Annotated in this window: 7 protein-coding genes; 4 read left to right on the top strand and 3 right to left on the bottom strand. The window is 53.1% G+C overall.

What is annotated here, in order from left to right; all coding sequences use genetic code 11:
- Positions 1–381 precede the first annotated feature (381 nt).
- The 3 genes from lgt to K7P01_RS20380 form a co-directional block, all read right to left on the bottom strand.
- Positions 382–1,194 carry a prolipoprotein diacylglyceryl transferase gene (lgt, locus tag K7P01_RS20390; RefSeq protein WP_267296426.1) on the bottom strand — a complete coding sequence of 271 codons (813 nt, stop codon included), beginning with the start codon at positions 1,192–1,194 and terminating at the stop codon, positions 382–384.
- Between the two features lie 1,468 nt (positions 1,195–2,662).
- Positions 2,663–4,186, bottom strand: coding sequence for a DUF2569 domain-containing protein (locus K7P01_RS20385; protein WP_267296425.1), 1,524 nt, complete (start codon positions 4,184–4,186; stop codon positions 2,663–2,665).
- Entirely contained in the window at positions 4,086–5,270 is a 1,185-nt protein-coding gene (locus K7P01_RS20380; RefSeq protein WP_267296424.1) for a DUF3857 domain-containing transglutaminase family protein, read from the bottom strand. The genes K7P01_RS20385 and K7P01_RS20380 overlap by 101 nt, the downstream gene beginning before the upstream one ends.
- Before the next feature lie 601 nt (positions 5,271–5,871).
- Between K7P01_RS20380 and K7P01_RS20375 the strand changes: the two genes are divergently transcribed.
- From K7P01_RS20375 to K7P01_RS20360, 4 genes are read left to right on the top strand one after another with little or no spacing between them, the layout of a single operon-like run.
- The gene (locus tag K7P01_RS20375) at positions 5,872–8,838 is read left to right on the top strand and encodes a SusC/RagA family TonB-linked outer membrane protein (protein WP_267296423.1); all 2,967 of its coding nucleotides are present in this window, start codon (positions 5,872–5,874) and stop codon (positions 8,836–8,838) included.
- Positions 8,839–8,843: 5 nt separating this feature from the next.
- Entirely contained in the window at positions 8,844–10,166 is a 1,323-nt protein-coding gene (locus K7P01_RS20370) for a RagB/SusD family nutrient uptake outer membrane protein (RefSeq protein ID WP_267296422.1), read from the top strand.
- Between the two features lie 23 nt (positions 10,167–10,189).
- On the top strand, positions 10,190–11,287 hold the full coding sequence (locus tag K7P01_RS20365; RefSeq protein WP_267296421.1) for a DUF5050 domain-containing protein: 1,098 nt from the start codon (positions 10,190–10,192) through the stop codon (positions 11,285–11,287).
- 10 nt (positions 11,288–11,297) lie between these two features.
- On the top strand, positions 11,298–12,434 hold the full coding sequence (locus K7P01_RS20360; protein WP_267296420.1) for a PKD domain-containing protein: 1,137 nt from the start codon (positions 11,298–11,300) through the stop codon (positions 12,432–12,434).
- Positions 12,435–12,479: the final 45 nt, after the last annotated feature.

Below are 12,479 nucleotides of genomic sequence, written 5' to 3'. Positions count from 1 at the left end.
CTCTTTAATGGAGCACCGTGGCAAAAGCCACACGCTCTTGACTAATTAATTATACAAGCTTGGGCTACGCGCAGAACGATCGCATAGAAGATGGGCTCGAAAATTGGGCATGCAATAGCCCGAGAGTATATGCTGCAACATATTACAATGGTTTTTATTTTATTTAGGGAGGGGGAGAATCGCAATCGTTAACATACAACTGAAATGCGCCAAACCGTTAAATTAGGCAACCAACGCAGTTTATAATCGACGAATTGAAATCCTGGGCAAGATATTACACATTTTATTACAAAGCAATCTTTACTCACTTTAAGAATTGTGAATTACAAAGCTCATGGTCATGGAGAGTATACGACAGTATATCCGGATACTTCGGGGGCATCAATACGGCGTCGCAGCTTTGCTTTGTTTCATCTGCTTTGAGCTCCAGAACAACAAAAATATCCCCACCAGAATAAACGGAATGCTCAGCACCTGCCCCATGTTCAGCAGCTGGTGATCTTCAAATGCTACCTGGTTCACTTTAAAGAACTCATCTATGAAACGTAGTGTCCAGAGCACGATCAGGAAGAGGCCAAAGATAAAGCCATTGCCGAGGCGGGCAGCGCGAGTCTTCCAGAGATAGAACAACACAAAAAATAATGCGATGCAATACAACGCCTCGTATAGCTGCGCGGGATGGCGCGGAATGTTGTCAATACGGGTGAAAATAAAGGCCCACGGCAGGTCGGTGGGCAGGCCGATCATTTCGGAGTTGATCAGGTTACCCAGGCGGATGCCGGCGCCGGTGATACACACGACAATGACCAGGCGGTCGACCATCCAGAGGTAGTTATACTTCAGCTTCCGGCAAAAGAGCCACAGACCGATCAGGATGCCGATGGCGGCACCGTGGCTGGCAAGGCCGGAGTATGGCGGCATCAGGATGTCCAGCGGGTCGGTGAGGAAGCGGCTGGGCTCATAGAACAGGAAGTGCCCCAGGCGGGCGCCCAGGACCGTGCTGATCAGGATATACATCGTCAACGTGTCCACATCCTTGCGTGGGCGGTTCTCCCGCTGAAAGATGTAATACATGACTTGCTGGCTGATGACAAACCCCAGCACCCACATAAGTCCATACCAACGTAGTGGCCAGTGTGTTCCAGGAATAGTGAAGATGACGGGGTCTATGTTCCAGGTAATGTACGGAATCATGGTCGGGGGTCGCTAAGGGCCCGGGAAGATAGTCATTTTTTGCTTCGCGCGGTGGCGGCTCCTCCGTGATGGTTGCGACCGGCTTCGTATAGGCGTATGTATAGCTTTTAGCTGCCGGTGGGGACGTCGATGCTGGCTGTTCCTTCGCGATATATACATAGCTCGCCGCGGGCACTTTGTAAACGTCCGCGGCGCATGTGTTTTCCGCCGGCGGATCTTCCGACACGACGTCTTCGATAACAGCGTTTATCTTTGTTACTTCGCGCTCATCGTCGGGTGTCCCCCCTTCTGCCGGCAACGCTTTGCCGCGCAGTGCTAAAATTTTCGCCGCGCCAAAACGCTTTACCTCTTTCACGCTGCCGCCTGCGTGCAGCGCGCCGTATTGAATGCCGATCGACAATATCAGCGTCCAACCTTCCTCGGGCGGCATGTCGTCTACGGCCAGGGACAGCGTTGTCGCATCCACCCCTTCCAGCGATGGACACCACCCGGTGGAAGCGGTTACGGTATTAAATCCGACACCAAACCACTTGGGCGGCAAATATTCCTTAGAGGGTATATCATACCGCATGTCGGGTGCGATACCGAGCGTAAGCGTGATGCGGAACAACGCATGGTTGTTTTGCGGAAAGTAGTTGATGCCCCGGACCAACGCCGGAATATCAACCTGCGCGGTGCGCGTGGCGCGATCCAGCGTGTAGTATACCGGGTTGCGAATGACAGAGTCGAACGTCGGATGTTCTTTATTTAAGGGGTATCCTTCCAGGATGCGGGCGTGCTCGGAAAGAAGTATATCGCGTCGTCCTTTTTCGCTGGTGCCGTCTTGCAGCTGTACCTGGCGCATGACGCTGTTGATATCGCTGCCGAAGTTGTTATCCGACAGCATGCGAATGGAGTACATAGTCATGCGCACATGCTTGCCCATGCGCGAACAGCCGCCAAACTCCGACATGGTATGGCGTGTATTGGCGAAGTTAGCGCCTTTTTTAATGTGATCCGGATTTGGTCCGCCCTTACGGCGTACGACAATTTTCGAGCATCCGCGCATGCGGTAAGCGCTCAGCATATCGAGCTTACCGGTGAAGAGTACTCCTCCTTCCAAAAATGGCATACTACATCAGGTTTCGTTCAACGAATCATTTACAGACAACCAGTAGGGGTCGCACCGGCCGAAGACGAATATAGCAGACGCCAATCATCTGTCAATCGTTAGAACTATTTAAATTTTGGGGAAATAGATTATACTAGTAGATGTTCAATACTTTTATACTCTTGAATATCTCTTAAATATCTATTAATATAATATTTGTTAACTATTGCTAAAATAGGAAGATGCCATACTCTACTACAGCGTTCTGCTGACTTCTACAAGCCTTGCTTAGAGAACCGGCCTTTTGTACCGAAATCTCGCCGCAACACCCCCAAAGTATAAAATTTTTCAGCGACTAAAAGGTCTAAATCGACCAGGTCAGGCTTGCGTCGTGCCTGGTTCTTCGGCCCGGATTGCCGGGTCTTCCGAGGTACCATCGCTCAGCGCAGTTGTCTCAGACGGTGTCTCGATGTCGTGCTCGCGCAGCGTGAAAACGAATGTGCGCTTGACGTGGTCCGACATGTTAAAATACGGAATCCAAACGGCCGCCGCGATGATTGCGCGGATCAGGTCGTTATTGTCACCGGGTTCTGCGGCGGCACCCTCTATCAGGAAATTCGCCACGAACGCATCTAAAATCGTGGCGAAGCACGACACACCGTAAAAAATGGAAACAATGCGCGGCGCCGACGAGCGACGTTGAAAAAATAATACCAGGGCGAGTATTAAAAACACGATCTGAACGATGTTATAGACTTGTTCAAAAAGAATAAATGTCGCCAGCCCCGGCCTGCCCATGGCAAACAGCGACATCCACAGCTCACCACTCATCAGCTCGGGCTGCTCAACCATAGAATTCGCCAGCAGGAAGGGTGAGATCATCAACCCAATGGATACCAGCACCAACCAGCCGCTGATCTGCTCAGCATAGTCGGTGGTATAGGCGGGCTTGGGATCGTAGCGATAGTATAGCCACAATACGAGCGCTATGCTGCCGCCCACAGCCAGCAATCCAACCAGCATTCCCGGCCAGGTGCGTGAGGCTGCCGACACGATTTTCTTGTCATACGTCAGCGTGTACGACGTGTTTTCAGCCATCTTCTGATGATCCTGAACAAAGCGTTCGTATTCCGCCGCCTCGATGTACGGTGCCTGAACGGTGTAGTTTGTGGTCAGCGACAGCGTATTCTCGGAATATTTCGTGGCGTGAAAGAAGGTATACTCTTTGCGCTCCATGTCCACCCGGTCTTCTTCGACGTTCCACTCTTCGGGCAGCTGAATATGCATGACGTGCGAATAGTCCACCGGGTAGTTGAGCGCATAGGGCGCGGTGCGCTGCGCGAACTTGTTTACGCTCAGGTATTGCTCCAGCGATTGGGCGTAGACGGTACAGGTGAAAACATCGGCGTCGTCTTCTTTTGCCTTCCAGAATTCGGCTACGCGATATCGCTCTTCTACTGTGAACGTATTTTCTCCGCGGTCGTCGGTATATTTTAAGGGCTCGACCTTTTCGATCGACGGATACAGGTTGCCATAGAACTTCAGGTAGTTCTTTTGAATCTCATCCACGGCGTTGCCGGCAAATTGGGCGCGGGCAAGGTCCGCTTCGGCGCCCTGGTATACCGTTTTCACGTCAAAAGTCGCCTCGCCGCCGACGGCGGGTAGCGTATACGTATGAATCTCCGTAATGGACGCTTCGCCGGCAGCACCAAACAGTGCAAAAGCGCCACCCTGGCCATTGAGAACGAGGCCTTCGCCAAAGGCCGGAAAATACTGTGCTTTAAGCTTACCGCCCTGGCCGCTACGGGTAGGGTCGATGTAGAACCGCTTGCCCTCCAGGTTGATCTCTACAACACAATGGTCGAAGCCGTAGGCCGACGGCAACAATTTGTTCGCGCACATGGCCGCGCAGCCGGGTGTTGACCAGTACGGGATGTGCTTCGATGCCTTTGGCTGCGAGTAGGGTGACCAGCAACAGCGACTTATCCTTGCAATCGCCAAAGCGGCGGGTATATACTTTCAGCGGCGGGTATGGCTGGTGTGTGTTGAGGCCCGTCTCAAAACCGAGGTAGCGCACTTCGTCCTGTACAAAACGAATCACCTGCTGCGCGTATTCTTCGTTTGTGGCACCGGTAAATTGTTCCCGGGCGGCTTTGTATAGCGCTTTTTTGTCTGATTCTGCTACCGTAAACAAACGGGCGGCCCACTGGCCGACGGCAGTCCAATCGGCAAAGCCCGACATGAACACGACCTGGTATGGGTTATACCATTCCGGTACGTTGTCGTCGGTTACGACGGCCGGGATGTTCTCGACGGTCCAGGTATACGTGCGGGTGCCGTTGGCTTCGGTAATGACGGGCTTTTGCTCGGTGTTGATGTTCTTGAGCGCCACCGTACGGGAAGCGGGCAAGGTGATGCGTTGAAAGTTTTTAGCGACGCCCTGGCTATAGTTCAGGCTGAAACTGCGGTCGATGTTGTCGCGGTGCACGGGGTTGTAGCCTTTGCGCGTGAAGGCGTATTCGATCACATCGCCGACGCGCACGTCGCTCATGTTGACAACGGTCGTCAGCGCGCCGTCGTAGACATAGCGGTCCATGCTTTGCTCACGCTGGATAGTTTGAAAGGTCCTGGGCATTTGGTCGATGACCTGCCCGCTGCGATGGATGCGCAACGTGTGCATGATCAGCTGCTGGTATGTCGGATCAAACGAAATGCTCAGGTCCGACATCTCTTGTAACCCTTCGCTGCTGAGAATCTTGTAAGCGTAGTGCGTAAAAGATTCCTGGGACTGAAAGTTTTCTTGTTCGTCGAGCAACAGGTAATAAACGGACCGCTCCTGCCCTGCCGGTGGCACGGCGGCAGCATTGAATGTGATGGTTTCCACCCAGGCCCTGGGAGGCTGAACAACGACTTTGGAAGATTGTGAGAATACAGCGATCCAGCCCAGTAAAAGCGCCAGGATCAGTGGCAAACGGGGATTTTTCATGCAAGTAGGTTAATGTGCACTTTGCCTTGTAAAGATAATCGCTGGAAGTGACGACGAAAGGTTGATTTTGGAGTTAATCTTACATGAGCAGATGATGAGTGGATATCCGGGGATTTGGTGAAAAGGTCGTTTTTTGGTGCAATTTGATCACGGGGACGGCTTTCTTCATATTCTGTTGGCATTCGGCTTGTGAGTCTAATGATTCCCGCCAGGGCAGCGTACGCATCCCGATAAGATCGGGCCTTAACGCGAGTCTCCGCCCGCTCCGACAAGCCGGCAGCAAACAGATGGACCAGGACACGCACCCGGTGTGCTTTCCGATCGCTCCAATCCGATGTTAACGGTCGGCATATGCGCTACATACAACGAAAATGATCAACCCGCTTACGGTCTCCCTCTCTTCATTACTTCAACCGATGATAACGTTGGCAGCACCGGCTATCCATAATTTATAATTATACCAAGCCCTGCCTTTTAAATGTCTGTTAATATTCCGAATTTAGAATTCCCCCGTTACCCTTACGGTGAACACGCATGGCAAGTGGTCGTTTTCGACCACCGGAGCGTCGTGCTTTTATTACTACTCTAACCTATATTCTATATGAGGAAAACTTTACTGTTTTTAATCTTTGCCTTCCTGTCGCAGATCGCGTGGGCGCAGGAACGGACCATACGCGGAAAAATTACGAATGCTGAAGACGGTTCGCCCCTACCGGGCGTTAGCGTCGTGGTGCAGGGAACAAACAGGGGTACCGTTACGGATGTCGAAGGACAGTACCGGTTGCCCGTGGCCGACGGCGATGCGGTGCTGGTATTTTCATTTATCGGGATGTTGTCGCAAGAGCAAACCATCGGCAACCGCGAAACCATCGATGTGCAGCTCACGCCCGACTCCAAGCAGCTGTCGGAAGTCGTGGTGGTGGGATATGGTACGGAGCAGCAGAAGCTCATCACGGGGTCGATCGGCGTAGTGAAGTCCGATGCCATTAAGGACCTGCCTGTTTCTACCGTCGATGGTATGTTGCAAGGACAAGCCGCCGGGGTTCAAGTATTACAGAACTCGGGTACCCCGGGTGGTGGGATGTCGGTGCGCGTGCGCGGTACGACATCGATCAGCGGCTCCGGACAGCCTTTATACGTCATCGATGGTATTCCGCTTACGACAGGCGACTATGCGCAGGTTGGGTATGAAGGCCAGGGCATCAACGCCCTGTCGGACCTGAACCCGAACGATATCGAGTCGATGAGCGTGCTGAAAGATGCTGCCACGGCTGCTATATACGGTGCGCGCGCTTCCAACGGTGTGGTGCTGATCACCACCAAACGCGGTAAGAGCGGCAAGTCGGTGATCGGCTTCAATGCGTATTATGGTGTGCAACAGGCCTGGCGCACGCTTGATATGCTCGATACGGAGCAGTGGATGGAGTATCGGAACGACCTCGCGGGATCGGCGATTTTCAGCGAAGCCGATATTGCGAAAGCCCGCGCCGGCGACACGACGAATACAGACTGGCAGGATGTCATCTTCCGTTCGGCACCGATCGCCAGCTATGAGCTGTCGGCCACGGGCGGTAACGATAAGACTCGTTTCTTTATTTCGGGGAGCTACTTTGACCAGAAGGGTATTTTGATCGGCACGCGGTTTCAACGGATGAATACGCGTGTGAACGTGGACCATTCCATTAATGATAAGTTCCGAATCGGAACCAGCATCGGGTTGACCTACTCTACATCCAACCGCGTGGAAGGCGACCAGTCGCTAAACGGTCCGCTGCCCAACGGCATCTCTACGCCTGCGATCTTCCCGGTGTATGACGAAGACGGCAGTTACAACCAGAGTGGCCCCTACGCCAACCCGGTGTCGATAGCCAACGATGCTACCAATGAGAACTTTACCTACCGCGTCATCGCCAACATGTTTGGTGAGTATGAGCTCCTGCCGGGGCTGACGCTTACTTCCAAGTGGGGTATCGACTTTTACAACCTGCGCGAGCACGCATTTGAGTTTAAGACGCAGCAGGGGCAGAAGTACAATGGCCTTGGCTTTGAAACCTATACCAATGTGCGTAACCTGGTGAGCAACAATACGCTGAAGTATGAAAAGACCTTTGGTCGCCATGTGGTGGATGTGCTGGCCGGCTATAGCTTTGAAAAACGCGAGCGGACTTCTTCGTTTATCCGCGGCCAGGATTATGCGGACGAGAATATGCAGTACATCAACTCGGCGGCGACCATTACGCAGGCAAGCGCCGGCGCGGTTACGTCAGGCGTGCGCTCGTACTTTGCCAAAGCGAACTATAACTATGCCGATAAGTATTTGGTGTCGCTCACCGGTCGCGTGGATGCGTCGACGAGCTTTGGCCCCAACAACCGGAATGGTTTCTTCCCGGCCGCTTCGGCCGCCTGGCGCATCAGCCAGGAGGATTTCTTCCACGACAATGTTCCTGTTATTTCCGAGCTGAAGCTGCGCGGCAGTTATGGCTTGCTGGGCAACGATAACATATCCGCCTTTCAATATGCCGAGCTGTACCGCGCTACCTCTTACCTCAGCAAGCCTGCGATCTATCCCACCAACGTACCCAATCCCGACCTGAAATGGGAGACCACGGCTCAGCTGGACCTGGGTGTGGACATCGGTTTGTTCAGCGATCGCCTGATGCTGACCGTGGATTATTATAACAAGCAAACCAAAGACCTGCTGTTAGGTCGCCCGTTGCCGGGATCGTCGGGTTTCTCGACGGTGGTTGAGAACATCGGCAAGATGGAGAACAAAGGTGTAGAGATATCCTTGTCGGGTGAGCAGTCTTTTGGTCAGGTGCGGTGGAGACCGCAGCTGAACCTGTCGATCAACCGGAACAAGGTGTTGAAGCTGTATAACGGACAACCGATCGACGATCTCGGCCGTGGTGGCAACCGCGTGATGGAAGGTCAGCCGCTGGGCATTTTCTATAGCTTCAAGTCCCTCGGTGTCGACCCATCCACGGGCGACATTGTCTACGCCGATACAAACATCGACGGCGAGATCACGACCGAAGACCGCACGATCGTGGGCAATCCGAACCCGAAGTTTACCGGGGGCTTTACGAACAACTTTACGTACGGCCATTTCGACCTGAGCGTGTTCCTCCAGTTCTCGTATGGCAACGACGTCTTTCACGGTTCACGCCTGTTCCTGGAGTCTCTGCAGGGCGGCGATAACCAGCTGGAAGATGTTACGCGGCGGTGGCGGAAGCCGGGCGATATTACCGACATTCCGCGGGCCACCTCGGACCCGGTAAAGGCCGTGGAGAACAAACGAACGTCCTCCCGCTTTATCGAAGACGGTTCGTATATGCGAATCAAGAACGTAACACTGGGCTATACGTTGCCGGGCGACCTGACCAACAAAGTTCGGCTGTCGAGCCTGCGCGTATATGCCGGCGTGCAGAACCTGTTCACCTTCACCCGGTACACCGGCCTCGATCCGGAAGTAAACTATAGCGGCAACGACACGCAGGTGGTCGGTACCGATTTCTTTACGTTCCCGCAGGCCCGTACGGTTACGTTTGGTGTTAACCTCAAATTCTGACAATCATGAAGAAGATACTCTATTTCACGCTGCTCCTGGCCGTTGTCTCGGCCTGCGATGTGCTCGACGTGAAGCCGACCGACAGCATTTCAGTCGACGCAGCATTTAAAGACAAGAACGGTATCGAGAAAGGAATTCTCGGCGCGTATGCATCTTTTACTAACCTCGGCTACTACGGTCGCACGTACCTGCTCTTTTCCGACCTGGCGGCCGACAACCTGTATCACCCGAGTGATGCGACAGCGCAAGAATACGCCCAGGTCGATAACAATGCCATTCTCCCCGAGAACGGATCGATCGATGGCATCTGGACATCGGCGTATCAGGGCATCAATATTGCCAACAATGTGATCGCGAAGATCACTACGATTGCCGACATGACCGAAGAGGAGAAAACGCTGGCGCTGGCTGAGCTACAATTTATCCGCGCACTCAACCATTTTAACCTGCTGAACTTCTTCGGGGCCATTCCCATCAAGCTTACCGCGACGGTGGGATCGGATGGTGTCGACGTGCCCCGCTCCAGCGTCGACGCGGTGTACGAACAGGTCATTGCCGACCTGATATTTGCCGAAGCAAAACTACCGGTGTCGTCGCAGAAAGCGCGGGCATCCAAACATGCCGCCACGGCGTTGCTGGCACGTGTCTATCTTTACAAAGGTGATTATGCGCTGGCCCGCGCGAAAGCCAAGCAGGTGATCGACAGCAAGGCCTATGCCCTGCTGGCGTACGACAAGATCTTTGTCGACCAGTCAAACGAGTCCATTTTCGAAATAGACTTTACGACCATCAATCGAAACCGGATTGCCGAATATGCCTTGCCCGTCGCGTTAAACGGCCGCCGGGAAGTGGCCCCGCCGGCGGAGATGCTGGCGGCCTATGAGCCCGCCGACACGCTGCGGAAGCAGGCAAGCCTTCACGACACGTCCAACGTCTACTACCCTGCCAAGTATGACGACCTGGCTACCGGCGCAGAGAATGTCATTGTACTTCGCCTGGCAGAGATGTACCTGATCCGTGCCGAAGCCGACGCCCGTTCACAAGGCAATATCGACTCGATCCGGGCGGACATCAACGTTATTCGTCACCGCGCGGGATTGGAAGATACCGAAGCGGCAAGCTATACCACGCTGCTGACGGCCATCGAATACGAGCGGCGTATCGAGTTTGCGTTCGAAGGCCATCGTTGGTTCGACCTGGTGCGCACGAACCGGGCACTCGACGTATTGCCCCTGGTGAATGACGTTGACCAGACGCTCTTTCCGATACCGCTGGAGGAGATTCTGACCAACCGGCATCCTGACATGGAACAAAATCACGGCTATTAATCCTGACCTATATCCTTTGCATTATGAATACAAAACTTTATAGATCCCTGACCTTCCTCTTTCTGCTGATCGTTGTTGTTTCTTGTGGCGACGACGACTCTACTCCCCCACAGGCTACGTCGGGTTTTACGGCCGACAAGACCACGGTGAAGATCGGCGATGAAATTACCTTCACGAATACATCGGCGAATGCCACGGCGTTTAAATGGAGCTTTGGCGACGGCACGACTTCGAAAGATATTTCTCCTACGAAAAGCTACGCTGCGGGCGGTACGTATACCGTGAGTTTACTATCGACAGGTGCGGGCGGTTCGACGATCTCGAGCTCGGAAATTACGGTGTTGCCTGATCCGGAGTTATACTACGTAGATGTCGATGCTTCGCTCATTGCAAAATTTGGCATCACCACGCCTGGTGACGTGACCGACTTCCTTGATGTTTCCGGTATGGCGGGGCCTGGGCTCGCGTACGATCCGGAGCACCAAAAAGTATACTTCGGTGATTTCGAAGTGACAGGCGAGGGGAAAATCTGGAGCGTGAATCTTGACGGCACGGACTTAAAGGTTATTGTCGACGGTCTTTATGATCCGTATCAAATTTCCCTGGATGTAGAAAACGGAAAGATTTACTGGGCGCAAGACTGGGACGGCGATGAATTGGGCCATATCGGCCGGGCAAACCTGGACGGTACAGATCAGGAATACGTTGTTACTGGTGATGGTTGGTTCTATGCTTTGGCCGTGGACACCAAGCACGACAAAATATATTACATCGATGAAGATACCGAGGAACTGTACCGCGCGAACCTCGACGGAAGCGATGCGACTTCCATTCTTTCCGATGTGTCAGGTTACGGCATTCAGGTAGATACCGGGAACGACAAAATTTACTTCGAGAATGCGGAGACGCTGTACCGGGCCAATCTCGACGGGAGCAACGTCGAGCCTATAAACGACGGCGGCGGCCGCATTTATGGTATTGTCGTTGACAACGCCGAAGGCCGGTTATACTGGTCGAACCGTGACACGGGCGAAATCTTCCAGGCGAACCTGGACGGCACGCATAAATCCGTACTTAAAACGGGTCTGGGTAGCCCGCGGGGTATATTCTTAAAGAAATAACGGGTAATCTATGATACGAAAACTATATATTCTAATGACCGGCTTCGTGCTTGTCATGATCCATGGATGCGGAGAGGAAGATTACCCGGTACCGCCAGCGAGTACCGTACCGAAGTTCACGGTCGCAATTGACAATAACGAGTTTGCGCCTGCGCAGGCGACGTTCGCGAACGTTTCGATCATTCCGGATCGAGCCGGCGCAGTGGTGTATTCCTGGAGCTTTGGTGACGGCACGTCGTCCACGGAAAAAGATCCGGTACACCTCTATAAGCGGCCTGGTGCATATGACGTCAATTTGGTCATTGTCACAAGCAACTCAAACGAGATTATTGAATCTGAGATGAGGCTTGTTATTAAAGACCCAAATGCTACCGGCATACCAATATATTTCACTGACGGTAGCGAGGTACTCACGGCATTGATCAATGAACAAGCTCCCCTGCCTTCCAGCACTGGCATCAAATCACTCAGCGACGGCTACGGCATCGCGGTCGATACGGCGCACGACAAGCTTTATATCGCTGAGAATGGCACGAATAAAATACTGGTGGCGAACATCGATGGCACCGGCCTGGCTGAATTCCGGACGGGCATCGGCACCACCAATGCAGTGGCAATCGACTATGCAAACAACATGTTGTATTGGGATACTGACACCGGCATCCGTCGCACAAAGCTCGACAACGACAACGTTACTGCTTATGAAGACTTTGTGACGGGCCAAGCCATAGACCCAACCGGCATGTCAGTCGATCCTGTAAATAAACGCCTATACTGGAATACCTATGATGGTGGCGTTTGGCGCAAGAACGTGGACGGCACAAGCCAGGAGGAATTTATACCAGGCGCCGGCGGCGGCGGTGTGCTGGTAGTCGGAGACCGTTTATATTACGACACGTATAATCTTGTCAGCGAAACTGCGGACATGATGACAGTCGACTTAGGCCGCACAACAACTCCCCTTGCGATTGTGTCAGCCATGCCGAACATCGTGTATGGCATAGCCTACGACGGATCGGAAGACAAGGTCTATTGGAATGATCGAGGCAATGACCGCATCATGCGCGCGAATGCCGACGGAACATCTCCTGAGCCCTGGTATACCGGCGTTACTTCTCGTGGCCTTGCTATCGGAAAGATTAAATAATTCACTCTTAATATGTTCACGCCTGCTCTGCGGGCGTGAACATTC

The organism is Parachryseolinea silvisoli, assembly GCF_021190955.1.
GTDB lineage: Bacteria > Bacteroidota > Bacteroidia > Cytophagales > Cyclobacteriaceae > Ohtaekwangia > Ohtaekwangia silvisoli.
This window is presented reverse-complemented; position numbering and strand designations above follow the sequence as displayed.

Coding starts and splice junctions, on each gene's coding strand:
- K7P01_RS20365 (WP_267296421.1), top strand. CDS start 10,190: ATGAATACAAAACTTTATAGATCCCTGACCTTCCTCTTTCTGCTGATC.
- K7P01_RS20360 (WP_267296420.1), top strand. CDS start 11,298: ATGATACGAAAACTATATATTCTAATGACCGGCTTCGTGCTTGTCATG.
- K7P01_RS20385 (WP_267296425.1), bottom strand. CDS start 4,186: ATGTGCGCGAACAAATTGTTGCCGTCGGCCTACGGCTTCGACCATTGT.
- K7P01_RS20370 (WP_267296422.1), top strand. CDS start 8,844: ATGAAGAAGATACTCTATTTCACGCTGCTCCTGGCCGTTGTCTCGGCC.
- lgt (WP_267296426.1), bottom strand. CDS start 1,194: ATGATTCCGTACATTACCTGGAACATAGACCCCGTCATCTTCACTATT.
- K7P01_RS20380 (WP_267296424.1), bottom strand. CDS start 5,270: ATGAAAAATCCCCGTTTGCCACTGATCCTGGCGCTTTTACTGGGCTGG.
- K7P01_RS20375 (WP_267296423.1), top strand. CDS start 5,872: ATGAGGAAAACTTTACTGTTTTTAATCTTTGCCTTCCTGTCGCAGATC.